Here is a 25,706-nt window from a genome sequence, read left to right on the forward strand (position 1 = left end):
GCCCAAAGTACCACCTTGTTGATGAAGACACTTTCCACTGTGCTTCACCTTAAGAAAGTAATAATTTGCAGCACTAGCATCAGGAGAATATACAGACATAAGGAATATAGATATACCACTATAGAGAAGTACTTTCTGAATCAGAATTATGGCTTTGATTTTTCCATCCATAAAACACCTCTTACTTGATACATATGTTGGCATCGAATTATCTACTAAAATTCATAGGGAACGCGATCGGGAAGATCGGAGCGATTGGGGCAACTGGATCGCTTGGGAACAGCACCTTCAACACATTAATGAGGGACAGATAGGAATTACATCATCTGTTGAGATAACAAAAAATAGTATTAAACAAAGAACATATTCAAGCGTTGTATTTGAAGAGAGCGCTTTTCCTATCCTCACGACAGCTTTTAGTCTTAATTGAACCGTATTGGGTGATTAAGGAGTTTTTTGTGGAGAGTTTAAACGCCACATTAATTTCAGTCCATAATCCCACATTTTGCTGATGCGATCGCAACCCAGACTAATCTCAAAAAATTGGGTCATGCCCTACACAAGTGTGGGATAGGTAGCGATGTCATTCCAAGTCCAAGGATGATCGGCTAGCTCTGCCTGCTGTGCCGCTATAATTACCAGGCACGAATGCCGCCAGCTCCAATTGAAATAGCCACGAGAGAGCACAAGAGGTAGCACCCTGTTACTGAGTTATATAACTATTGGCATTACTCTAGCTAACTTCTGAAATTAAGTCGCACATTTTCTTGCGATTTAGAACAAAATCTTGCTATGAGTTACGAAACTGTTTCGGGTTCATCCCAGTGCATTGGCGAAAACACTTGGCAAAATGACTCTGATTTGCAAAGCCACACTCCATTGCTACGAATGTAATTGTTTGTTCTGGGTACTTTAGCAACTGCTTTGCCCGTTCTACTCGTTGTTGAATTAAGTATTGATGGGGTGACATTCCAGTTGATCGCTTGAATAGGCGGCAGAAGTAGTACTGGCTCATCCCAAGTTCATGAGCAATTTCACTCAGTGATAAATCCTCACCCAAATGCGCCTGGATATAATCAATGGCTTGTTTTAACTTTTGTTTAGACAATCCATCTTCGTGTTCTCGAAACTGATGTTTACGGGTGGAGTAATGGCGCAGCAGATGAGCCGACAGCGCCGTCGCCATTGAATCAGCGTAGAAACGACTACCAACCCCATCCACTTCTAAACTTGACTTGAGTGCTAGACCGATCTGGTGGATCAATAAATCAACTGTTTTCAGTGTAGGCAAAAGTTCGACATGATCGGGGTTGACCGATTCAGGAGCGATCTGAGCCAGAAATGTAGGCTCTAGATAGCAGTGAATCCATTCCATTGTTTTAACAGTGGAGTGAGAACGGAGTCCATAAGATAAATCAGCCGGACATAATTCAATACAGCCACTTGCATAGTCTTCTTCTCGATACGAGACTACCTGCTTGCGTCCCTCGAAGACAAGTTCCAAATCAACTGCTTGATGCCCCATTGGAATAACAATCATGTGTTGAGGGTTAGATACTTCGGGTAAATCCACTAGGGGTTGACAGGAATGGACAAGCTGAATGCTACTCCAACCCGATTGAAAACTGGTTAGCAGGGGCGGATTGGGCAGAAACTTTAGCCAATCCACATAGTCGATCACCAAAGGTAGCCTTGCAGACATCATTGACTCCTTCAGATAGTGGTTTATCAGAAAAAACAGAAAGAAATTCTGACTTCTGTACTCTGCCTCTGACCGTAGTAAGGGTATAAGACCCCACTGAATGAGAATTCAGGAGCAAATCTCTGAGAAATATTAAAAGCTATTCATATCAATGTTTTCAACTATTATTTCACTTTTTGGTTACGTAGCTGTTCACAGGATTTAAAACGTTACAGTAGTTATGAGTAGTACTGATGCCAACCGAGATGGTTCGTGGAAAATAGCTTTCCACCATCAGACACCACTTTAGGCAGTTAAAAAACTTATAAATAGTCAAAGGCGATCGCCTAAACTACCCCAACAAGAACATAAGCTTGTTTTTGTCACCACAACTTTAAAGTAACCGTGAGAGTGCCCTTTAATCGAAAATGGTTTAGCTTACGAATGCGAGATATTCTCTAAGACAGAGCTGAAGCTCTAACCAACTGTCCAAAGAAGCCTTTATTTTCCACAACCAAGCTCTGACTTTTGTTAGAGGGATAATTACTTTGTTTCCAGTTAATCTTAGTTTGTACTCAAAAGAGTTAATTGGCTTGAGAATAGGTTGAAATTCTACTATATCTTATCGCTAACCTATAACTCCATTTGTTATTTGGAGTGAGCCAAGAATACCTCAAAACCGGGAAAAATACAAGATTAACTAATGGAGTATTGGCATGACAAATTTAGTTTCTAAAGTGTTCGCTAGCATCAATTCCTTGCTTCAGGGATTGCAAGTAAAGCGTTTTTTGTCTATTATTCTAGTAGGCTGTTTGCTGTTGACAACAAATGTTGCTTTTGGCAATGATAGCCAAAACTTGACTGAGAAAGTTCGCGAAAAGGTACAGCAAAATGATGCCCAAAGGCCAAAAACAGTAGGGCAATGGAATAGAGAAGCTCGCGAAACAGAAGGCAATCCAGGGGAAAGACTTCAAAGAATTGGGCAACAATCAGGAGAAGCTTTTAAAGAATTTGGTTCAGGCTACGCAGAGGGCTCTAAGGAAACAGCTCGTGACGTAGGAGAAGGTGCAGCCAATGCAGGCAAAGATATCCCTAACCAAGTTCGTCGCTAGGCAATTGATGATACTGGGTTGAGATTGAGTATCAGTAGTTGGGAGTTGCGATCGCGCATCAATTTCTGAGTACTTGCCTAAATTCCTAAATCTGCACTGTGTAGGAGCGGTGCAGATTTATTTTGAATGCAAATTATATAGCTTATACATGACCAAGTTGCCTTAGTCCGTTCAGATTATCCCACTCTGCCCACGCTTCCAAAATTTGATTGTTCTGCACGCGGTAGATGGCAATATACTCTGCTTTCAGTTTTTTCCCGCTCGGTGGATAAGATCCCATCCAGCCTAGTTGTGTTCCCTCAAATCGTTGCCTTACTGCTACTTTATCTCCTTCAGCAAGAATATCTTCGATACTTTCAAATGCATCAGGAAATGTTTCTAGTTCACGGCGAAGAAACTCTTTTAGTTGATCTCGATTACAAATTCCAGGTTTGCCAGCAGCATCGCTATGTCGCACGAAATCAATGGCAACCACTTCATCAAGCTTGTTCCAGTTTTGTGTGTTGATCGCGTCAATAAATTCTCGAACCAGAGCCTTATGGCGATCGGCTCTCTCTTTTTCCTCGCTTGGAATCATTTGAGTTACTCTTACTGTTTTGCATCAAACCTCAATCGAGATTATAAGCAGAGCGCTCCGAGGACGTTCAATATGTCCAATTTTGCTCGCTATTGTATATCGCTTTGGGCATACTATGACGTAGTGTTAGGTTGCCGCCCGGAGGGCGTCTACCAGGCTTAGAGTTCAAGTCAGTTAAAACTGACTGAAAACCTTACCTAGTCTGATTTATCAGACTTTAGCTTTCAGCCAAGAAATTCATTTCTTGGCTGACGATGCTTGGCGATCGCATCTAGAAGCGCTATCCTCTACAAATTAATAAAGTCAAGTCTCTCAAAGTCTCTATCTGGGTCTTCTATCAGAATTTTATCACCGGGTTTATGACAGAAATAACCAGCAAAATCTGTAAACTTCCAACCTGGAATATATACATTTTGCTCCTTAAAGAACCGATCCACCCATTCTCTAACATCCCCAATATTATCAATATTGACAGTACGAAAATAGGATTCTAATTCAGGAACATCGTACCAATCATCAGCCTTAAATTTCTCTAATAGCTTGCCATTGAAATATAATTTGTATCTTAGTGCATTGGCTGTATCACTGACTTGATAAAAGATTGAATAGGTATCTAACAGCCCAGACAGTATTTCAGCATCGTCCTCATTCAGATGAATACTTTGCTCTGCTTCCCTCATTTTCTTGACTGTTTGTTCTGTATCTAAGTTACTTGAACGTAAAAGATTGAACGCAGCTCTATCTCTACCAATAACTTGTGTCCATTGATGACTGCGTAAACGAAAGATAATGAAACACTGATCTGTTAACTCAATTTTTTGACCAACTACATTTCTTCGCCAGGTTTTAGCTCCACGCATATCACTTATTACATGAGCAACTGAGTAAACATCTGAGCGACACAGTACCGTTGTTCCATTATAATTAAACGAACCTACTCCTCTTAAATCAGTAATTGATTCAGTCATGTTAGCACTCACAACATTTTAGCCTGGATGCACTACTAGAATAGTTTTATATGATACTCAGATAAATCAAAATCAACAGATACAGCTAAATCATCCTGCAAGATTTTTCTACACTTTCGACAAAATTAAAATCGGCAACAAATCCTATCACTTTAAAGTTAAAGAATAATAAGGCTGGGTCGTATATCATCGACCCAATACATCATAAATGTTAGGTTTACTTAATAGCTGCAAAGCAAGAGAGCCACGTAATTAAGCCTGATGTTTTTGCTGTGATAAATCCATCAAATTTGCCAATTTATAAACAATCCGCGCACCAACATTACCATCCCACTCAGCGTCACCAACTTCGCAAACATCAAATCCGATTATTTTTCTACCACTATTTACTAATTCACGAAACAGACAAAAAGCTTGCTCCAATTCCAAGCCACCAGGAACAGGAGTACCTGTATTTGGACATAGTTTTGGATCTAATCCATCTACATCAAAGCTAATGTAAACATACTCTGGCAAATGACCGATAATTTCTCGACATAACTCAATCCATGTTATTCCAGAGTAAAGCTTTTGTTTAAGCACTGGATCGTAATAAGCAACAATTCTACTGTTTGATTCGCCAATCATTTGCACTTCATCATGAGAAATATCACGCAAACCCACCTGCACTAATTTAGAAATCTGCGGTATTTTCATCGCATTAAACATAATGGATGCATGAGAAAATTCAAATCCCTCATAGGCATTGCGTAAATCTGCGTGTGCGTCGATGTGTAAAATGCCGTAGTTTGTGTATTTAGTCGCTAATGCTTGGAAATAACCTAATGGTGAGCTGTGATCGCCACCAATGACAGCAACTCGCTTACCATTGTTCATTGCTTGCTGACACTGTTCAAACAGCCATTGATTAACCTGTTGACAAGCTTGATTAATTTCTGTGAGGACAGGTGCTAAATCTGGTGTGTCTGTTAGTTGTTGTCCTTGCTCTAATCGCTCGATAATTTTTGCTGCTAAAGCACGATAATACTTATTCTTCTCTAGAAAGTCTTGGGGAATTTCTACCATAAAAATTCCCTGTTTCCATCCATCAGGATGATCGAAATCGAACAAATCTAGTTGAGGTGAAGCATCCAGAACCCGCTGCGCCCCTTTGGCAGTGCCTGCACCATAAGAAACGGTGACTTCCCACGGCACACCAAAGACAATTAAGTTTGCAGACTCGTAATCAAACGGTAAACCAAAGAGGTTGCCATTGATTTGACCGATGCCACTGGGATTATAGTCTTGGAGATTAGTCATAGTACCTGAGAGAAATTCACTATTACCATGTTATGGATCAAACGGAGTGCTAACACCTCTACCACGACGCTTAATAACTTTTGCTTTTAAGATTGACATATATGGGAAAGCTGGAAAAAGCGATCGCAGCAGCACAGTGAGGGCTGTACTGAATAGATGTTTTATGCTTCAACTGTGTGTTGTGGGTTGTCTCTATAGCAATGTCATGGTGAGCGATCGCCTGATGTTACAGGCTGTGAGCTTTTTTACACTTTATTAACGTGAACAGAACATTTTCAGGGTGTTAGCGTCTCAAAGAACTGATAAAGTACCTAGCAAAAGCAAAAATTTCAGCTTTTTACGTTTATAAACCCGTATGGTTGCTTTTTCTGCTGTCTATACAAGGGCACAAGACGGTTATGTGATAAATCACACAATAAGGGAATGAAAATCTCTTTCCCTATTCCCTGTTCCCTATTTTCAAGACAGACAGTCATGTAATAAATCACACAACGAGGGAATGAAAATCTCTTTCCTATTCCCTATTTTCAAGATAGATGACTGATATTGCAACCTTAAATGAGCTAGGAGTTGAACGGAATCATATATATGAAGGGCAAGTACTTAGTTAGTTTTCGTCTATCATCCTTAATTAGTTTCACTCTCATTTCTAGTTTTATTGCACCTTACTCTGCGGTTCCTGCACCACCAAGAACACCCGACAAAACGGTAAACTGTGACATTCTCGTTGTGGGTGGTGGACTTTCTGGTGCCGCTACAGCCTACGAAGGCTTGCTGGCAGGCAGAACGGTTTGCCTCACAGAAATTACTGACTGGCTGGGAGGACAAATTTCTTCTCAGGGAACTTCTGCACTCGATGAACGACCAACTCAACGCGCCAAGCTATACTACTCTCGCGGTTACTTGGAATTGCGAAAGCGGATTGAGCGCAAGTATGGAAAGCTCAACCCCGGTGATTGCTGGGTAAGCGATTCTTGTTATCTGCCCCGCGACGGGCACGAAATTTTGAGATCGATGCTCAGAGATGCGGAAAAAGAAGGTAGAGGCAAGCTGCAATGGTTGCCGAACACAGTTGTTAAGGAATTGAATATTAGTCCCGATCGCAAAATAATTAATAGCGCGATCGCAATCCAACACCAGCCAGCACCCAATGCCCCACCCCTAAACACCTTTACTTTATCCCAAAGCATCGAAGACGCCTATCGCTATCAGAACTCTTCCCGCTTTACCAAAAGCATCATCCGCTTGGTTCCCAAACAAAAACAAAAAGGCAATACCCCTAACTGGTATGTTGTAGACACCACTGAAACAGGGGAAATTATTGCCCTTGCTGATGTTCCCTACCGCCTGGGTATTGATGCTCGTTCTTACTTAGAACCTTCTGCTTCTAGTGCCAACAACGATCCCTACTGCACTCAAGGCTTTACTTATACCTTTGCAATGGAGGCAACCCAACAACCGCAGCCCCAACAAATGCCTCCTTTTTATCCAAATTATGCACCTTATTACAGTTATGAATTGTCGCGGTTGGCGAGCTTTCCTTTAGTTTTTACCTATCGCCGCATCTGGAGTCCCCGCAAAGGAGAAACAATGAAATTTGGGGGTATAACTTTTACGGCTCCTACCCCAGGCGATATTTCCATGCAAAACTGGACTTGGGGTAATGACTACCGTCCTGGAACCGCCAAAGATAATCTTATTTACACTCGCCAACAACTCCAAGCTACCGGACAGTTAAAACCAGGCGGTTGGATGGGCGGACTGCGGACAGACGCTTTGCGTAAAGGCGAAGAAAATGCTGTGGGTTTTTATTACTGGCTAGTGGCAGGTACTACTGATTCCCAATTAGGAGATGGTGTTAAAAAGCCGCAACCAAACAATCGCTTTCTGTCTGGGTTAGATTCGCCGATGGGAACAGCGCATGGCTTATCTAAGTATCCGTATATGCGCGAAGGACGGCGTATTATCGGACGCCCAAGTTGGGGCGCTCCTGAAGGTTTTGCGATTTGGGAAATTGATATTTCTCGCCGCAACTACGACGATGAGTATTATCGTGAGGCTCTGCCAGCACGAGAGTACCGCCGCCTGAAAGCAGCCTTGGCTGGCTTGGAAGCCTTATCAGTTCTTTCTGGACAAAAGCGCCCAGAAAATGTAGCTCGGCGGACTCGTTCTACTATCTTCCCAGATGCTGTGGGTATTGGTCACTATGCAATTGACTTCCACCCTTGTATGACTAAAAGCCCGCCAGAAGCACCTGGAAATACAGAACGTGCAGGTGAAAGGCGTGGGGCTGGACAAGCTTACCCCTTCCAAATCGCACTCAGAGCAATGATTCCGCAAAAAATAGATAATTTGTTGGTAGGAGGTAAAAGCATAGCTACCAGTCATATTGCAGCGGCAGCATATCGGGTACATTCCTTTGAATGGTCTTCTGGAGCAGCAGCAGGAACTACAGCGGCATTTGCCTTAAAAAATAATATCGCACCTTATCAGCTTGTAGATAATTTACCCAGGCAAGAACCCCAACTTCAAAACCTACAGCGTTTGCTAGAGAAAAATGGCAATCCCACTGCTTTCCCTGATACCTCGATTTTTAACCAAAATTGGGAAGATTGGAAGTAATTAGTCAATAGTCATTGGTTTATAGTCATTAGTCATTTGTTTTTACTTATGACTAATGACAAAGGACTAATGACTATGGACTAAACTAATAATTTGTAGTGTAGTTTTGGAAAAACTTGGGTTAAGTATTTATGGTTACCAGACTTTCAGCAGCTTTTTACGGGATGGCAACGGCACCAACTGTAGCTCCTGAACGGTCTAGTCAAGTTACCCGCAAAACCTATCCAAATTACAAAGTCATTGTTTTGAATGATGACTTTAATACTTTTCAGCACGTAGCTGAATGCTTGATGAAGTATATTCCGGGTATGACTAGCGATCGCGCTTGGGAACTCACTAACCAAGTACACTACGAGGGCCAAGCCATTGTCTGGATTGGCCCTCAAGAACCAGCTGAACTTTACCATCAGCAGTTACGTCGAGCCGGTCTAACAATGGCTCCTTTGGAAGCCGCATAACTAAAATAATATGAAAAAACCTACCCCAGACACTCGTAAGGCAAGTTCTCCTAAAAATGGCAGATTAGTTTGGAATCACTCAACCCACATTCCTGGCTTGATCCCCATCCTCGAACGTCTCTGCAAGCAGGATGGAATTCAAACCATAACCCCAGGGCAAATTGGACGAGTGAAAGGTCATTGCCCAAACTTGCAATTGCGGGTGTCTGTTCCCATTCGGGGAGGTTTTAAAGCGATCGCTCGTCACGGCAAAACAGTTCAAGAGGTATTTATCCTCACCACTTTGCCGCAAAATCAACTTGAAGAAGCGATCGCGATCGCTATGCGACAGTAATCAATAATTTATTAACTTGTAGAGGCGGATTCATTGTAAGTTTTTGTTGTCACAAAGAGATTCTTGTTAAAACCCACCCGTACAGTTAAGTTAATTGTTCATTGCCATTAACCATTAGCTATTAGCTACTACCTACTAACTAACACCTACTCCTGAACATGACGCACAGCAAATTTATGCAGGGGCAGACTGATGATACAAGAAAATGTTAAAAAATATGATAGAGCGGTAGTAATTCTTAAAGTCATATGTATTGCTTCCCAATGGGGTAAAACAATTTTTTCAATCCCGAAAGCAATACAGTAAACAAGCCAGTACGCAAAGCTCATTCTAAACAAAATTCGCTCTGTTACTTCAGCTTCATCATTTTGCTGTTTGTTATCCCAAAGTAAAGCCAGACCCAGAATACAAGCTACAAATGAAACAGCAACTACAACATCATGACAAAGAAAACTCATTAAATGCATTTGTGCTGATCCCCAAAGTTTCCCATTGCAAGAATCAGTCTAAAGGAATAGTTATTCCAGTTAAGCAAATAGTTACAAACTGAAATAGATTACAGCAAAATATGTAAATAAATACTACGAATTTATAAATTTGGTTATAGAATGCAGAAGTCAGAAGCCAGAATTCAGAATCGCAGCATAATAAGCTGTCAGCAATCTGCTAACTTCTTCCAACAGAGATGTTAAATGTGTGCTGTCACCATACCCAAGGTCTTTTGCCAGAATTAAGTAATAACGGCATTCTTCTAAGAACCTTGCGCGATATTGAAAAACCTCAATTTATCAGGAATTGTTTTTTTACCAAATTCTTCTGCGACATTGGCTGCTATAGAAATAGCTGCTCTTCTTAATTGCGAAGTGAACCCGTATATCTCTGTTTTAGGAAATTCATTACTAAATTTATAAACAGACAATACAAATTGATGTGCCTTCTGCCAAACAACCAAATCTTGAAAAGTTTTTGCAGTTTCTCTTCTCATTATCACTCCTAAATTCTGACTTCCGACTTCTGAATTCTATTCTTTTTTACCAATCCCCAGGATGGAACTGGCAGCTTGATACAAAGATGCAATATTTAAACCATCGTTAGGATACTCAACTACAGCAAAGTGACATATAGCTTGGTAGCGAGTTCCATCGGCAGCGATGAATATTTGTTGGCGGAGAGTAGTTAAAACATCCGAGAGGCGATCGCTCATTTCGGTCTTTGTTAAACCTGATACACCTACCACAAATTCTCCATTTCCCCAGTAGCCTAAAACTTCACCACCACGAAATGCTAATTGAAACAGGCGACCCCATTTTTGTAATACTTGATTACCTGCTTCATGACCGTACTGAATATTTATTTGGCGTAAGTCAGCCACATTAAATATCGCCAGGCAAACCAATTGGTTGTGTTTTTGTGCATGGGCAATCAATTGTTGCAAATCGCGATTTGATTGGGGCTGATTTGCAACTCCTGTAATCAAGTCTTTTGTTGAGAAAGCTTGTAATAAGCGAGCGCGTTCTAAGCGATGAGTAATTCGTGCTAGTAATTCTGCACCTACTACAGGTTTGACAACATAATCATCTGCACCGGCAGCAAACACCTGTTGTACTGTTTCCATATCCCGATGAGCAGTAAGAAACAAAATTGGCAATCCCTGCCAGTTGGGATCGGTGCGAACTGCCTGACAAAGCTCGATACCTCTCAATTGAGGCATCTCCACATCCAAAATTAACAAATCCGGCACGACAGCTTGGAGTACCTCCCAAAAACGTAGTGGATCTTCTAGTCCTGTCATCCGTATACCCCAAGGTTCTAACATCGGACGCAGTACCGCCAAAATCACTGGATCGTCATCTACAACTAGTACATTCACTATCTGAGAACGGCTACGCTGTAATATCTGTAATACAGTTTCCCAAATTTGAGTAGCTGTGACAGGTTTAGCCAGAAATCCACGCGCTCCAGCGCGAGCTACTGTGACGCGATCTACTAGTCCATCAACAGCAGCAAGCACTAGTACCCCTACAGGTGGGGTACGATTGGCTAAGTCTAATAGTAGTGCCAAACTTTCTTCCCGCCACCCAGCCTCATCTATACTTAGCACCACCAAATCGGGTGATGTATTTTGCAGGCGGTAGTTAGCATCCTCTAACTTAGTAATTTGTTCCCAGTACACACCCGCAGCCTGTACTAATGGTTGCAATTGTGCGCCTAATTGCAGATCGGGATCGATAAGTAGCAAACGAGCGTCAGGAAGAACAGAGAGTGGGGGAGTGGAAGACGCGGAGAAATTATTAAATATATTCCCCGCATCCTCTTTCCCCTGTTCTTTCAGATTTAATAAGTTGTTTAACTTCTCTATGAGTGACAGTAGCTGACGCTGTTGGGCTGCTGATAACTTACCATCCCCTTCTAGAATTCTTTCTATTTCTCGCGCCATCTGGGTGCCAGTTTCTTTGTTAAACATTCCCAGCACACCAGCCAGTTTGTGTGCTGCTCGTCCTGCTGAGTGGCGTAAATCAGAACCTAATTTTCCAGTTTGCAATTCTCCTGCTGCTTGTTGCAGTACCTGTATCCGCTCTGCCATTAGTCCTTGATACTGGTTCCACAAGCCGCTCATTGCTTGGTTGAACTGCTGTTCAACATCGGGATTGGAACTTTTAGTTTGGGGGTTTGAGATTTGAGATGTTTCTCGATTTGGAGGTTTTTCTTGAGAATGGGGTTTCAGTCGATACCCTACACCGTAGACATTTTCAATCCAGTCTACTGCTCCTGCTGCTTTTAATTTTTGCCGCAAGCCTTTGATGTGCGACTTTACACTTTCTTCTTGGGGAGGATCGTCAAATGTCCACAAATGCTCGACAATATCACCCCGACTATAAACTCGTGCTGGATTTCGCAAAAATAATTCTAACAAGCTGTATTCTTTGGGCGTTAATTCTAGTACTTTATTTTCGTATTTAGCCTCACAAATACTTGGATCTAGCCGTAGTGCACCTGCTTGTAATACTGGAGCACGAGGAGCATCACCCCGACGCAACAACGCTCTTACCCGTGCTTGAAGTTCGCCAACCTCAAAAGGTTTAATCAGATAATCATCTGCACCTGCATCTAGTCCGCGAATGCGATCGCTACTGGCATCTTTAGCTGTCATTAATAAAATCGGGGTAAAAAAGCCTTTGGAACGCAATCGCTGGCACAAGGTAATACCATCCAGCTTTGGTAGTCCCACATCCATTAAAAGCAGGTCATATTTAGTACTTTCAGCATATTCCCAGCCACTTTGCCCATCTGCGACTACATCTACAACATAATTTTGCTTGTTGAGCGATCGCGACAAAATATCGGCTAAAACCTCATCATCTTCGATGAGCAAGATTCTCATTATTAGTTTCTCCCATCTATCACTGCTGTTGATATATGAGGAGGATCGCCTGTTCTTATTAAGTATGTCAACTGAACATAAAAGTTCTAAAATTTACTTTTCAACCACAGCTGGCAAAACCTTTTCACTAAAGACTTCAATAAACTGTTGTTGCTCCCGGTTAACGTTGTGCAGAATTAGTTCATCAAAACCCAATTCAATGTAATTGTGCAACCACTCAATATGCTGATTGCAGTCAGCGGAAATGCGAATATGTTCGTATAGTTCCTCTGGTTTTACAAACTCTCCAGCAGCATCAAATTGTTGGGGAGTGCGCAGTTCTGTCATGACGATATTTTTGAAAATGTTGTTGCGCCACTGCTGATGTGCTTTTTGTGTTGCTGCCTCCTCATCGCGATCGTAAGAAAGCTGTACTTTCAAAATCATTGGCTTGCCTTCTCCACCTCCACGACGAAAAGCATCAACTACTTTTTGTAATTGTTCTAGAGGGTGAGAGATCGTAATTAATCCATCTGCCCAACTGCCCAACCATTCTGCCGTTTTTGCAGTGACAGCAGCACCAATAATTAGAGGAAGGGTTTGCGGACGGGTATAAAGCTTTGCTTCTTCCACACAAACCAAACCGTGATGGGTAACGGTTTCTCCAGCCCAAAGAGTGCGGATGATATCAACACACTCTTTGAGGCGGGCATTGCGATCGCTCTTGCAAGGCCATTTACCTCCCGTAATTTGTTCATTGAGCGCCTGACCACTACCTACTGTAAGCCAAAAGCGGTTAGGAAACATTTCTGCTAAGGTTGCCGCTGCTTGAGCAACGATCGCAGGATGGTAGCGCTGTCCAGGAGCACAGACAACACGATAAGAAAGCTTGGGAGTTGCCTGCATTGCTGCACCCAACCACGACCAAGCAAAGCCGCTTTGTCCTTGTTCTTCACTCCAAGGGTGAAAATGATCGGAAGACAGAGCAAGGCTAAAGCCTGCTTGTTCTGCCATCTGCACGTATTTCAAAAGTTCGCTGGGTTTGAATTGTTCGTGGGAAGCATGATATCCAATTTTGACCATAAATTTTTCACCGTATCAGTTTTATTACCATTTGTTCAGAGTAATTACGGTGCCATCAAGAACTTATATGGCTACAGCCAATTTTTATTGAATATCTGCTAAAGCTTCATCAATCAAAGGTAAAGTTTCTATTTCTATCTCAAGATTGCTCCAATTTACGAAAAACTCTACCTAAAAATATTAGACCTCTTGCAAAAGTCGCGCTTTGTGACTTCTCTCCATACTATTTTCAATCAGCGTAAGGTGGGCAGTCTTCACAACGTAAAAATAAGGATTTGAAGAAATTTAGGCAGTGCCCACCCTACAAAAATCGCTTTACCCAATCCCCAATCCTTAAAATGGGGGTAATTCTCCCAAAATCGTAAATCTAATATGATTAATCGCCAACTCCCCAATCGAAATATCTTCTTTTGTCAGCCGTACACCTTTACTTGTTAAAGTTTCAAAGGGGATACCTTTACCAATTTCAATGTGATACCAACACAAGCCCATAAAAAATCGTGTCGGATAAGGGCCATAATTGCCGATATCGTCGGGGTTAGATTCCATTGGTAACCACCCAAAACCCGGTATGTAAAATTCCAGCCAGACGTGATTGTAATCTGGTTGTAGGGGTACGTGCTGGTGTTCGGCGTAAGGAGGACATTTATAACGACCGACAGTGCGACAAGCAATTCCATTTAAACGGCATAAAGCTAGCAATACGCCCACATACTCGCCACAAGAACCAACTCCTCGTTCTAAAACTCTATCTGGAGTATCTATATGGGGTTTGATGCCATAAGATAATTGGTCGTAAACATAGTTACGGATACTATACATTTTGCGCAGCAAATTGGTTTCAGTACCAATTGCTTCCTCAGCCGCACGACGGACAATGGCAGTATCCATTGCCAATTCATCATTATCTACTAAGTAACGGCTTGCAAATTCTGGCGATAGTTCGGGAACTTCTTCTACGTCTTTAGGAGTAAAGCGATATTTGATACCTCGGACTTCTAAAACAGCTTTCCAGCCAAACATATGTCGTTCGCCGGGAGTGAGAGTATCAAATGTAAACACTGCTACCCGTTGCCCATCTATCAACTCTTCTTTGAAAGGCAACCCAATTGGTTCAACGTGTTTTACCTTTTGGCGATCGGTGTCACTGGGCAGGGCAATTCTCCACTCGACTTGTTGTAAATACACCTCTTCAATCGGCGAAATTTCCTCTACGTAGGACATTTCTATTAGATAGCCATTGGAGAGGGCGTAGTGTTTCTGTGGATCGTAATGATAATGAAGTGGATGAATAAACGTGCGATCGCGGTATGCTAACTCATGATTGGGATCTGCATTTGGGTTATCTCGCACGTAAGGCTCTTCTGAAGCATAGGCGAGATAAAGAGTTTGCTCTCCTGTACTTGCATCTGTATGTATTGCTATACCTGTGGGAGACTCAAATGGCGTTAGTACACTAAATTGAACTTCCCCAGTCGCTCTGTCAAGGCAATAAACTGTTTGTTCGGTGCTGTCGCAAACCCAAAGAGTCTCCTCGCTCACTGCCAAGTTTTCCACTCCCACTCCCGGAGCATAAAATCTAGTAATCTCTTTGCGCGTATCGCGATCGAAAATCAAAATATAGCCCAATTTTTGGCAACTGACATAAACAGTTGATTCCCAAATAGCAATACCATCAGCGGTATAAGGTAGGGTGACAAAATGCTCCAAACCAAAAGAACCTAATTTACACGCATAAACACTCTTGTCGCGCGTTACCCAAAGCGTATCTTCCCAAATTGCCAAACCCGTGATGTCTGTAAATTCTTTGGTTTGGTGAGCATTGAGGATTGTAGTGTTATCTGAGGCAGGATCTATTTGCAGCAGAAAACCTTTGGGAGAGTCAATGGCAATGAGGTTATCCTTAAAAAAAGCTATGCCACTTAAGATAGCAGCACCAATGGGTCGAATAGTCTTTTGCCCGAACATTTGGCGAGGTGAAAAACTGGGAAGAGCAAAACTCATATTAAACTAACTTTACCTTAGAGGTTGAGCACGCCTGGAATCAATTGTGGTATTTCTTATGCAATTGAACTTGAAAGTTCAATTCGTCATAATCAATATAAATAAGTGCTATAACATACATTTACTTCAGCAAAAACTCATGAATACTGCTGTAGAAAAAATTATAGATGTCAGGAATCACACCTACATCCACCCAGATTGGTAACATCTTTAATGTAACTTTAGTAGATGGTTTTTCCAGCCTTCACTAAATTATGATCGAATTCGGTAACCATTTCCTGTAACCTATACGATGTCTGCTCATTCTCTGCCTGATTCAGCTGCCGTTTGGCATAATTTAGAAGTTGATAAATCTATAGAACTGCTCTCTAGTAATGCAGACACTGGCTTATCACCTCAAGAAGTACAACAACGGTTGCAAAAATATGGCCCAAACGAACTAGAGGAAACTGGGGGGCGCAGCGCCTGGGAAATTTTGGTAGATCAGTTTAAAAACATTATGTTGTTAATGCTGATCGCTGTAGCTATAGTTTCCGGGGTTTTAGACCTGTTAGCTTGGCAGGCGGGCGAGTTGAAACCAGGTGAGGTGCCGTTTAAAGACACCATCGCTATTCTAGCGATTGTAATCCTTAATGGCATCCTTGGCTACGTCCAAGAAAGCCGTGCTGAGAAAGCTCTCGCTGCCCTGAAAAAACTTGCCTCTCCCAACGTGCGAGTCATCCGCGACGGCAAACCAATGGAGGTAGTAGCAAAAGATTTGGTGCCGGGAGACGTGATGCTCCTAGAAGCGGGGGTACACATATCAGCAGATGGACGTTTGCTAGAAGCATCCAACTTGCAAGTGCGAGAGTCGGCACTTACCGGTGAAGCCGAAGCGGTTGTTAAACAGGCAGAAATCACATTGCCTGACGAAACAGGATTGGGCGATCGCATTAATTTGGTTTTTCAAGGTACAGAAGTCGTCCAAGGGCGGGCTAAGGTTTTAGTCACCAACACCGGAATGCAGACAGAATTGGGGAAAATTGCCGCAATGTTGCAGGCGGTAGAAAATGAACCTACCCCCTTACAACAGCGGATGACACAACTCGGTAATGTTCTGGTAACGGGTTCTTTGGTTTTAGTCGCCATCGTTGTTGCCCTTGGTTTGTGGCGTGGTGGCAACTTGCAGGAACTATTGCAAGTGTCGCTCTCGATGGCAGTGGCTGTAGTGCCAGAAGGTTTGCCCGCCGTGATTACCGTGACTCTGGCATTAGGAACCCAAAGGATGGTGCGGCACAATGCCTTAATCCGCAAGCTACCAGCCGTAGAAACCCTCGGATCTGTAACTACGATTTGTTCTGATAAAACTGGTACTCTGACTCAGAACAAGATGGTAGTGCAATCTGTTTACACCGCTGCTGATGGTAAAAGTTTCCGTGTTACAGGGGAAGGTTACGCTCCCACGGGTGAATTTAAACTGCAAGAGGCTACTGTAGAACCACAAGATCATCCAGAACTGCAAGCTTTGTTAGTCGCTTGTGCCGTTTGTAACGATTCGGTACTGCAACAGGAAAAAGGACAATGGACAATTTTGGGAGATCCAACCGAAGGAGCATTGGTAACACTAGCAGGCAAGGGAGGTATTGAAAAAGACCAATGGGATAGTAAATTACCTCGTGTTGGCGAATTCCCGTTTTCATCCGAACGCAAGCGGATGAGCGTAATTACTAAAGTTGAGCAAGTAGAAACTGGTGTATCACCGATAACAGATGTTGACCCCACGATCGCTCACTTGGTGAACTCCGAAGGTTACTTGATGTTCACTAAAGGCTCTCCAGAATTAATTTTGGCTCGTTGCACTCATATTTTTGTAGGTAACGGTACAGTTCCCTTAAGCCAACAACAACGGGATCAGATTCTGGCAGAAAATGACCGCATGGCTTCTAAAGGATTGCGGGTGCTAGGATTTGCCTACAGACCACTTTTAGAAGTTCCACCAGAAGGCTCAGAAGAGACATATGAGCAAGATTTAGTGTGGTTGGGATTGGTGGGAATGCTTGATGCACCGCGCCCAGAAGTGAGAGCAGCCGTACAAGAGTGCCGAGAAGCAGGCATTCGACCAATTATGATTACTGGCGATCACCAGTTAACAGCACGAGCGATCGCCACAGATTTGGGTATTGCAAATGAAGGCGATCGCGCTCTGACAGGTCAAGATTTGCAAAGAATGAGCGATCAAGATCTAGAGCAAAATGTTGACTTGGTAAGTATTTATGCCCGCGTTGCCCCAGAACACAAACTGCGGATTGTACAAGCATTACAACGTCGGGGCAGATTTGTGGCAATGACAGGCGATGGTGTGAACGATGCCCCAGCCCTCAAACAAGCTGATATCGGGATTGCCATGGGCATCACGGGCACCGACGTTAGTAAAGAAGCCAGCGACATGGTGTTGCTGGATGATAACTTTGCCACCATTGTCGCCGCTACCAAAGAAGGTAGGGTTGTATATACAAATATCCGTCGCTTTATCAAATACATTCTGGGTAGTAACATCGGTGAAGTCCTCACCATTGCCGCTGCACCCATCCTCGGACTGGGAGGCGTTCCTCTGACACCACTGCAAATTCTGTGGATGAACCTTGTGACTGACGGTTTGCCAGCCTTAGCACTAGCAGTAGAACCACCGGAACCCGACGTCATGAAGCGCCCACCCTTTAGTCCCCGCGAAAGCATTTTTGCGAGGGGTTTGGGTTCTTACATGATTCGGATTGGGATTATCTTCGCGATCATTTCTATAATTCTGATGCAGTGGGCGTATTATCATGTCCAAACAGTACAAGCGCCAGGACTCGATCCACAGCGTTGGAAAACAATGGTATTTACTGCCCTGTGTCTTGCTCAAATGGGACACGCGATCGCGATTCGCTCTAACTCGCGCTTGACGATAGAGATGAATCCCCTATCCAATCCTTATGTGCTGGGATCGGTGATTTTAACAACAATTTTGCAGTTAATGTTAGTTTACGTCCCTCCCCTGCGTGCTTTCTTTGGTACTCACGTGCTGAGTCTGTCAGAATTAGGAGTTTGTCTTGGCTTTAGTGCCTTAATGTTTTTGTGGATTGAAGGGGAGAAGATATTCTTCCGTTTGATTGGCAAGAAAACAGTCTAGGGGCTGGGGACTAGGGGCTAGGGATTAGGGATTAGGAATTTTAGATTTTAGATTTTGGATTAAATTCCAATCCAAAATCGCTTTTCTCTAAAATCCGAAATTGAATTGCCCAATTCCCGATACCCAGCCTCTAGCCCTTAGCCCCTAGCCCCTAGCCTTTAGCCCCTAGCCCCTCGCATGTACCTCAAAACCCTCCAACTTCGCCAGTTTCGTAACTATAAAGAGCAGCAAATTGAATTTACTGCTCCAAAAACGATTTTGGTAGGTAATAATGCTCAAGGAAAATCGAACCTACTAGAGGCGGTGGAGTTATTGGCAACATTGCGATCGCATCGGCATGGGCGCGATCGCGATTTAATTCGTGAAGGAGAAGACACAGCTCAAATTAGTGCTTCCCTGAAGCGACAAACTGGTATGAGTAGTCTCAGCTTAACTCTACGCCGCAACGGACGCCGTACCGTTACCCTCAACAGCGAAAATCTCCGGCGTCAAATGGACTTTCTCGGTGTCCTTAATGCCGTACAGTTTTCTAGTTTAGATTTAGAACTAGTGCGTGGGCTACCTGAAGTTCGCCGTCATTGGTTAGATACTTTATTAATTCAACTTGAACCTATTTACGCTCATATTTTGCAGCAGTATAACCAAGTGCTGCGGCAGCGTAATGCTTTTTTGAAGCAGAATTTAGAAATACGCCCAACAGCATCTGTACAATCTGAATTAGCCGTATGGGATGCCCAATTAGCTAACGCAGGTACGCGGGTGATTAGACGCCGGGAGCGAGCCATCCAGCGACTAGCCCCAATTGCTACAGCTTGGCACGCTAACATTAGTGGCAGTACAGAAATTCTGCAAGTAAAGTATGCACCAAACGTTCCTTTAGAGGAAAATCAACCAGAGCAGGTACAGCAAGCTTTTTTAGCCAAAATTCAGCAACGAGCGATCGCCGAGTTGCGCCAAGGTACTACTCTTGTCGGGCCGCACCGCGACGAAGTAGAGTTGACGATTAATAATACACCAGCTCGCCAATATGGTTCTCAAGGACAGCAAAGAACGCTGGTACTAGCTTTAAAACTAGCAGAGTTGCAATTAATTGAAGAAGTCGTCGGAGAGTCTCCACTACTACTACTTGATGATGTTTTGGCAGAATTAGATTTATCGCGTCAAAATCAATTACTTGATACTATTCAAGATCGCTTTCAGACGTTAATTACTACTACTCACTTGGGTTCTTTTGACTCTCAATGGTTAAATTCCTCCCAAATTCTATACGTTCAGAGTGGAGAGATAAGTAGTAAAACTTTCATCAATTTTTAGCTATATGCGTAAATTTTTAATCGACACAGACACCGCTTCTGATGATGCTGTAGCTTTGATTATGGCACATCGCTGGCCGGGTATTCGTGTTGAAGCTGTGACAGTTGTTAGCGGTAATGTTCCTGTGGAGCAGGGAGTTAAAAATGCACTGTACACGCTCGAAGTATGCAATGCTGCCACACCAATATTTATCGGCTGCTCTAAGCCAATATTGCGAGCAAGTAGTTACGCACATTGGTTTCACGGTGATGATGGCATGGGTAATAAAAACTACCCTGAGGCTAAGAGTAAAGCTCAACCAGCACACGCTACAGAGGTAATAATTGACACAATTAAAACCTATCCTGGTGAAATCACGCTTGTGACATTAGGGCCACTTACTAATATAGCTACCGCACTTCTGCGTGCCCCAGAAATTGCCTCTTTAGTACAGCGTTGTGTGATTATGGGTGGTGCAGCTAACACAGTTGGTAATGTTACGCCAGCTGCTGAGTATAACATTTGGGTAGATCCAGAAGCCGCTAAAATTGTTTTTCACAGTGGGATGCAAATAGAGATGGTGGGTTGGGAGTTAAGCCGCCACGATGCAGCCTTAACCGCTGCCGAAATAGAGGCAATTACTAGCTTCGGTACAGAAACAGCACGTTTGGCAATGGAGTGCAACAAAACAGCTTTAGATGCCAGCATTAACATTCAATCTGCTCCTGGTTTGATGTTACCCGATCCTGTGGCGATGGCAGTTGCCCTCGATCCAGGTATTGTGAAGCGACAAGGCAAATACTTTGTAGATGTGGAAATTACAAGCGAACTTACACGAGGTGCGACAATAGTTGATGAGTTGGGCGTGTTGCACAAAATACCGAACATCACCGTCGTCTGGTCAATAGATGTGTCCCGTTGGAAAGAGCATTTGTATACTTGTTTACGCTCTTGAGAAACCTAGTGACTTGGTAACATTAACAACCTGTTTTCTGGTTCTCTAAGTTCTTCAGGTTGTTCTGTTGCTTGTCGGCTCATGTTAAATATGAGTGAACCAAGCATAAAGATACCTAAAGCGGCAAAAATCAATACGAAGGCACGTATCAATACATTACTAGGACGTGGATCTTGCATTTGTTGGGTTACTGCCTTCAGTTGTTTATTTTAAGGTACTGTCCGATCAAGCTCGGAAATTCTATCTCAGGTTGGAAAAATCATTGTTATTGAAAAATCAGTCTTGAAGAGGCTTTTTTAACAAAGATATTAGAGCTACTTTAAAAACATTCAAATCAGCACAATTGCTGGAAATTGCAAAAACCTGGAGGCTGCATAGTGCGTTTCGGGCAATTAATCGGCTTTCTCGCTCTTGTTATCTCTATTTATATCCTCTGGCAAATTCGCACTATCCTTTTGGTAGTATTTGCGGCTGTCGTCTTAGCAACAGTATTAAATCAATTGGTGCAATTTTTTCAAAGAGCTAGGATCAAGCGAGGCTTTGCAGTTGCGCTCACAGTTATTTGTGTACTATTTCTATTAGTCGGTTTTTTCACTTTAATTGTGCCGCAGCTTGTCGAGCAATCACAACAACTGACTAGACTTTTACCTTTGACAGTAGAGCAATTACGTTTATGGAATAATTGGCTACAAGGTGTTATTCCAGAGCAATTTGTCGAAAATATTCGTGGACTTGGTTATCTTACTCAAGGTTTACAAAATTGGTTAAATCAACTGCTTAATAATTTCTTTTACTTAGTTAGCAGATCGCTGGCTGTTGCTGTGGGATTGTTGCTATTTTTTGTGTTGACAATTATGCTTTTAGCCAATCCCTCACCATATCGACAAGGCTTCATACTACTATTTCCTGCCTTCTACCGCAGGAGAGTAAATGAAATTCTAGATCAATGTGCAAATTCTTTAACTGGCTGGATCAAAGGCACGCTCCTGACAATGTTAATTATTGCTACGTTAAGCTATGTTGGATTGTTGATTTTAGGGGTGCCATTACCATTAGTAAATGCTGCTTTAGCAGGACTGTTAGAATTTATACCAAATGTAGGGCCAACATTAAGTGTCATTCCACCAGCTCTTTTGGCATTGGGCGTTGCTCCTTGGAAGGCAGTTGCAGTCATCGCTTTATACTTTGGAATTCAACAAATTGAAAGCTTAGTTGTAGTGCCTTTGATTATGGAAAGTCAGGTATCTTTGTTGCCAGCAGTTACCTTAGTAGCGGTAGTGATTTTCGGTAGCTTTTTCGGATTTTTAGGTGTATTTCTGGCTGTTCCTTTAGTAATTGTGCTGCAAATTTGGATCAAAGAAGTTTTAGTCAAAGATATACTCAATCCTTGGCAAGGAAACAAACAAGAGCATTCTGAAGATGATTTAGATGTAAACGATAGTAAATCTAACTCTATGTTTGAAAATAGTTAAATTTGAAATATTTGATAAAAACGTGACTAATATTAACGTTGCTATTTAAATCATAAATAATTTCAATCCAGCTAAATTTGAACAAGATTTATGACAATAGTCATAAATAAATTTATATTTTAATCTTTCAAAAGAGAGAGGAAGAAATTGTTCATATTTTCAAAATTAAAGTAACTATATAGAAAAAAAGGAGTTAGTTGTATGGCGCTTGTCAAACTTGAAGACTTATACCCTGATTATCGTGAATACGGCTCTGACATCGATAATCTCAAAAGTTTTGATGTTTATGGAGCGAACAATGACAAAGTAGGTTCAGTATCTGATATCTTAGTTGACGAAAATACTGGTCGTTTCCGCTATTTTGTTGTAGACACGGGTTTCTGGATTTTTGGCAAAAAAGTCTTGCTACCAGTTGGGCGTGCCAATATTAGCTACACAGACGGACGAATTTATGCCTCTGGACTGACTAAAGAGCAAGTAGAAAGTTTGCCTGACTATAACAGTTTAGACAGAATTGATTACGACTACGAAGAGCAAGTCCGCGGCGTATATCGTCCAATGGCTGGCACTTCTGAGCTAAATCAACCAGCTACTTACGATTACGATCGCACTACCTATAATTACGAGCAGGAACCGTCATTATACGACATGAGCGATCGCGATCATCAAAATCTGAAGCTGTACGAAGAACGGCTAGTTGCGAACAAACAACGTCGTAAAGCTGGAGAAGTCAGCATTGGTAAACACGTAGAAACCGAAACTGCTCGTGTTGCAGTACCCGTAGAACAAGAGCGAGTGGTAATCGAGCGCACAAATCCCACAAATGCTACACCAGTAGATCCAAGCCAAGCTGACTTCCGAGAAGGTGAGGTAGCTCGCATGGACATTTATGAAGAAACACCCGACATCCACAAAGAAGCTGTGGTACGAGAAGAAGTTCGAGTCAAGAAAGTTGTAGAAACTGACACTGCTGAAGCTACTGACACAATCCGACGCGAAGAACTCGACGTGGATAACCAAGAACGTTCTAAGTAATAGACACGCTCCCACATCACAACGATAGTAAAGCTGAGTGGAAAGGTTGCGTTCTTCAGTGCGATCGCGATCAATGACTGTGAGTTTGTCAAAACCAGAGCTAGCCCACTTTCCAGCAATGTTAGCTCCTAATGCTCTAGCCCCACAAATTGTTCCCTCACACCCACTAACGATTGCAAATCAAAATCGCGATCGCGCCCACTCAGACAAATGCCAGAACTAATCACAGTCAAATCAGTTTTAGCGATCGCACTACCATAGCGAACACCATCAGCAGTTGTTCAATCCACTATCCAGCAATCACCGCGATCGTGAAATTGGTTTAATTTACCGCCGCCCATCCACAATGCTTTTCTCAGTCGCTTTTTGTCTTGTTGAAGATGAGCGAAGCCTTCAATACGCCCAGTTGCTAAGTCATATACATATCTGCTTCACAAGAGAGTTTTAGAGAGATTTTGCAGTAGAGCGATCGCTGTTACTTGATATATCGTTCAAAACCCAATCTCAGATAAAATCATCAATAAAATCAAGCGTAATCCTTTAGATGGCAGAATATGACAACCTTTGTAAGGTACTCGCAGATAGCATTATTACCTTTAGCACCTCTAACACAAACAGATTCACCCCGAACGTTATTATCCCAGGTTGCCCAGGAAATTGCTAAAATTCCAGATATCGAGACTAGACAAAATACGGCTGCTTACACTGAAATTTTAGCAGGGTTGAAGTTTGAAAAAGATTTGATTCTGCAATTACTACGGGAGGCAACTATGCAAGAATCAGTGATTTATCAGTATATTTTGCAGAAGGGAGAACAAAGAGGAGAACAAAGAGGAGCGTTGAAATATACATTACGTCTTGTAAACAGACGCTTTGGTAAGATAGATTCTGTCATAACTGAACGTCTCCAAGGATTATCTACTGAGCAATTGGAAAGCTTAGGTGAAGAATGTTTAGACTTTTCAAATGTGTCTGATTTAGTTGCTTGGCTTGAACGCAATACAAAAAGTTAAAAACAATCCTGAGTTCTTATAAATTATTAATAATGCACGCGGATGATATATAAGGCAGGCAAAAATTTGTCTTTGGAAGAGATAAAAAGAGAGATTTTATAGTAGTGCGATCGCTGCTAGTTTATACACTTTCTACATATAACTCTATCACTTCATTTGAGTTAAGTCATAAACTAATTTTATAATGCAAATTATACTACTAGTATTTTTATTTTTCACCAAAACCTTTTGGAGTTGAGCTTTTTGTAGAAGGCAAAGATTTTTTGATGAATATGGTATTATTAATGCCAGTATTAACTTTAAATACTGGCATCCAGATATTGAAGATCCGAAACAGTAAGTTCTACTAATTAAACGCTTGCCTTTTGTTGGTTCCACCTCTTAGCATATTTTCGCTTTAACAAACCGCCAATTCCAAAAGCCATACCTGTGCCAAGGATTGTACAAGGTTCCGGAACTGGAGTATTGACGTAACTGTCACTCGCCCCTCCTGGGAGGCTACCGACATGGATACCAACTTTCAGTGTACCACTGTTAATGGCAGCAAGAACATCTTCATAGTTGCCATTGAATTGAATACCCAAACTTTCGGTTGGTTGTACGGAATTTGCATTACCGCCTTGCGTTCTTGCGCCAAAAGTTGTGCCATCCCATCCTAAAATGTGATTGCTTTGCGATAAATTCTGAGTGCTGAACTGAAAATTTACTCCAGCAGAATTGTCCACATTAACTAATATATTAGATAAAATACCAGACATTGTAGGGTCTACGCTAAAAGCAACTTGCTTCAGAGCATGGGGAAACGAGCCTTGATTGGAAAATTTAAAAACAACTCTACCAGCACCATTATCACTCAAACTAAATGAGAAATCAGGTGCGTAAGCATCACCAATAGTATCACCTCCCAAAATATTCTGGAACTGAAAATTACTAACAGTAGCAGCGACAGCTGGCATACAATCTACCATAATGCTAGAGCTAACCCCAGCTACAAGAATAGAAAAAAATGCAGTGGCTTTCATACTAATATGAAGTGCTAATCAATAAAACTCTTGATTTTGATTAGTTTACTTTTTTAATTTAAAAATCACAATTTAATTACAAATAAAGAAATATAAAAAAGAAAATTTTTCTATTTCTTTATATTTTTTGTGAATTTAGTTTTTATGAAAATTTATCACCTTTTAATTCTACTTAGAGAAAAACTAGTATTTTTTTATATTTAAGATGACGGTTTTATTTAATAACAAGGTATTGCACAAACAAGATTTAAGTACCTATTAGCGCG

20 protein-coding genes and 4 pseudogenes are annotated in these 25,706 nt (G+C 42.0%); 11 read left to right on the forward strand and 13 right to left on the reverse strand.

Annotation, left to right across the window (positions count from 1 at the left end):
• Window positions 1-790: 790 nt before the first annotated feature.
• A complete protein-coding gene (locus UYC_RS0131460) occupies window positions 791-1,705 on the reverse strand; it encodes an AraC family transcriptional regulator (RefSeq protein ID WP_235083155.1) in 915 nt (304 codons plus the stop codon).
• Between the two features lie 692 nt (window positions 1,706-2,397).
• Here UYC_RS0131460 and UYC_RS0131465 point away from each other — a divergent pair.
• Complete coding sequence (locus UYC_RS0131465; RefSeq protein WP_016878131.1) at window positions 2,398-2,793, forward strand: hypothetical protein; 396 nt, start codon at window positions 2,398-2,400, stop codon at window positions 2,791-2,793.
• A gap of 142 nt (window positions 2,794-2,935) precedes the next feature.
• Here UYC_RS0131465 and UYC_RS0131470 read toward each other — a convergent pair whose 3' ends face one another.
• From UYC_RS0131470 to speB, 3 genes are all read right to left on the reverse strand, one after another.
• Window positions 2,936-3,370, reverse strand: a complete 435-nt coding sequence (locus UYC_RS0131470) for an ester cyclase (RefSeq protein ID WP_016878132.1) — start codon at window positions 3,368-3,370, stop codon at window positions 2,936-2,938.
• A gap of 287 nt (window positions 3,371-3,657) precedes the next feature.
• Window positions 3,658-4,338, reverse strand: coding sequence for a hypothetical protein (locus UYC_RS0131475; protein WP_016878133.1), 681 nt, complete (start codon window positions 4,336-4,338; stop codon window positions 3,658-3,660).
• 252 nt (window positions 4,339-4,590) lie between these two features.
• Complete coding sequence (gene speB, locus UYC_RS0131480; protein WP_016878134.1) at window positions 4,591-5,637, reverse strand: agmatinase SpeB; 1,047 nt, start codon at window positions 5,635-5,637, stop codon at window positions 4,591-4,593.
• 46 nt (window positions 5,638-5,683) lie between these two features.
• Between speB and UYC_RS38355 the strand changes: the two genes are divergently transcribed.
• The 4 genes from UYC_RS38355 to UYC_RS0131495 all read left to right on the forward strand — a co-directional run bounded on the left by UYC_RS38355 (window position 5,684) and on the right by UYC_RS0131495 (window position 9,051).
• Complete coding sequence (locus UYC_RS38355; protein WP_127011269.1) at window positions 5,684-5,896, forward strand: hypothetical protein; 213 nt, start codon at window positions 5,684-5,686, stop codon at window positions 5,894-5,896.
• A 329-nt stretch (window positions 5,897-6,225) separates the two neighbouring features.
• A complete protein-coding gene (locus UYC_RS0131485; protein WP_016878135.1) occupies window positions 6,226-8,259 on the forward strand; it encodes an FAD-dependent oxidoreductase in 2,034 nt (677 codons plus the stop codon).
• 131 nt (window positions 8,260-8,390) lie between these two features.
• The gene (clpS, locus tag UYC_RS0131490) at window positions 8,391-8,717 is read left to right on the forward strand and encodes an ATP-dependent Clp protease adapter ClpS (RefSeq protein WP_016878136.1); all 327 of its coding nucleotides are present in this window, start codon (window positions 8,391-8,393) and stop codon (window positions 8,715-8,717) included.
• 10 nt (window positions 8,718-8,727) lie between these two features.
• Window positions 8,728-9,051: a DUF2103 domain-containing protein gene (locus UYC_RS0131495; protein ID WP_016878137.1), complete on the forward strand. Its 324-nt coding sequence runs from the start codon at window positions 8,728-8,730 to the stop codon at window positions 9,049-9,051.
• 146 nt (window positions 9,052-9,197) lie between these two features.
• Here the strand turns inward: UYC_RS0131495 and UYC_RS0131500 are convergent, their stop codons facing one another.
• From UYC_RS0131500 to UYC_RS0131520, 5 genes and pseudogenes are all read right to left on the reverse strand, one after another.
• A complete protein-coding gene (locus tag UYC_RS0131500; RefSeq protein WP_026087700.1) occupies window positions 9,198-9,518 on the reverse strand; it encodes a hypothetical protein in 321 nt (106 codons plus the stop codon).
• Between the two features lie 150 nt (window positions 9,519-9,668).
• Window positions 9,669-10,036: pseudogene (locus tag UYC_RS39170) on the reverse strand (four helix bundle protein).
• A gap of 36 nt (window positions 10,037-10,072) precedes the next feature.
• The gene (locus tag UYC_RS0131510; RefSeq protein WP_016878140.1) at window positions 10,073-12,433 is read right to left on the reverse strand and encodes a response regulator; all 2,361 of its coding nucleotides are present in this window, start codon (window positions 12,431-12,433) and stop codon (window positions 10,073-10,075) included.
• A 93-nt stretch (window positions 12,434-12,526) separates the two neighbouring features.
• A complete protein-coding gene (locus tag UYC_RS0131515; RefSeq protein ID WP_016878141.1) occupies window positions 12,527-13,495 on the reverse strand; it encodes a TIGR03885 family FMN-dependent LLM class oxidoreductase in 969 nt (322 codons plus the stop codon).
• Between the two features lie 333 nt (window positions 13,496-13,828).
• A complete protein-coding gene (locus UYC_RS0131520) occupies window positions 13,829-15,499 on the reverse strand; it encodes a transglutaminase domain-containing protein (protein WP_016878142.1) in 1,671 nt (556 codons plus the stop codon).
• A 292-nt stretch (window positions 15,500-15,791) separates the two neighbouring features.
• Between UYC_RS0131520 and UYC_RS0131525 the strand changes: the two genes are divergently transcribed.
• From UYC_RS0131525 to UYC_RS0131535, 3 genes are all read left to right on the forward strand, one after another.
• On the forward strand, window positions 15,792-18,650 hold the full coding sequence (locus UYC_RS0131525) for a cation-translocating P-type ATPase (RefSeq protein ID WP_016878143.1): 2,859 nt from the start codon (window positions 15,792-15,794) through the stop codon (window positions 18,648-18,650).
• A gap of 177 nt (window positions 18,651-18,827) precedes the next feature.
• Complete coding sequence (recF, locus tag UYC_RS0131530) at window positions 18,828-19,964, forward strand: DNA replication/repair protein RecF (protein WP_016878144.1); 1,137 nt, start codon at window positions 18,828-18,830, stop codon at window positions 19,962-19,964.
• Between the two features lie 4 nt (window positions 19,965-19,968).
• Entirely contained in the window at window positions 19,969-20,898 is a 930-nt protein-coding gene (locus tag UYC_RS0131535; RefSeq protein ID WP_016878145.1) for a nucleoside hydrolase, read from the forward strand.
• Between the two features lie 5 nt (window positions 20,899-20,903).
• Here UYC_RS0131535 and UYC_RS39175 read toward each other — a convergent pair whose 3' ends face one another.
• Window positions 20,904-21,077, reverse strand: coding sequence for a hypothetical protein (locus UYC_RS39175; protein WP_016878146.1), 174 nt, complete (start codon window positions 21,075-21,077; stop codon window positions 20,904-20,906).
• Between the two features lie 198 nt (window positions 21,078-21,275).
• Here UYC_RS39175 and UYC_RS0131545 point away from each other — a divergent pair, with 198 nt between their 5' ends.
• Together UYC_RS0131545 and UYC_RS0131550 are read left to right on the forward strand one after the other, a co-directional pair.
• Window positions 21,276-22,370, forward strand: a complete 1,095-nt coding sequence (locus UYC_RS0131545) for an AI-2E family transporter (RefSeq protein WP_016878147.1) — start codon at window positions 21,276-21,278, stop codon at window positions 22,368-22,370.
• Window positions 22,371-22,571: 201 nt separating this feature from the next.
• The gene (locus UYC_RS0131550; protein WP_016878148.1) at window positions 22,572-23,405 is read left to right on the forward strand and encodes a DUF2382 domain-containing protein; all 834 of its coding nucleotides are present in this window, start codon (window positions 22,572-22,574) and stop codon (window positions 23,403-23,405) included.
• A gap of 6 nt (window positions 23,406-23,411) precedes the next feature.
• Here UYC_RS0131550 and UYC_RS36955 read toward each other — a convergent pair.
• Window positions 23,412-23,558, reverse strand: a pseudogene (locus tag UYC_RS36955) (ThiF family adenylyltransferase); the annotation flags it as partial.
• Window positions 23,534-23,833 (reverse strand): annotated as a pseudogene (locus UYC_RS39725) (hypothetical protein); the annotation flags it as partial. The pseudogenes UYC_RS39725 and UYC_RS36955, both read right to left, overlap by 25 nt.
• Before the next feature lie 153 nt (window positions 23,834-23,986).
• Between UYC_RS39725 and UYC_RS35895 the strand changes: the two are divergent.
• Window positions 23,987-24,418: pseudogene (locus tag UYC_RS35895) on the forward strand (DUF4351 domain-containing protein); the annotation flags it as partial.
• A gap of 350 nt (window positions 24,419-24,768) precedes the next feature.
• Here UYC_RS35895 and UYC_RS0131565 read toward each other — a convergent pair.
• On the reverse strand, window positions 24,769-25,440 hold the full coding sequence (locus UYC_RS0131565) for a PEP-CTERM sorting domain-containing protein (RefSeq protein ID WP_016878151.1): 672 nt from the start codon (window positions 25,438-25,440) through the stop codon (window positions 24,769-24,771).
• Window positions 25,441-25,706: the final 266 nt, after the last annotated feature.

Origin of the sequence: Chlorogloeopsis fritschii PCC 6912, assembly GCF_000317285.1 — a bacterium.
GTDB classification, from domain to species: domain Bacteria; phylum Cyanobacteriota; class Cyanobacteriia; order Cyanobacteriales; family Nostocaceae; genus Chlorogloeopsis; species Chlorogloeopsis fritschii.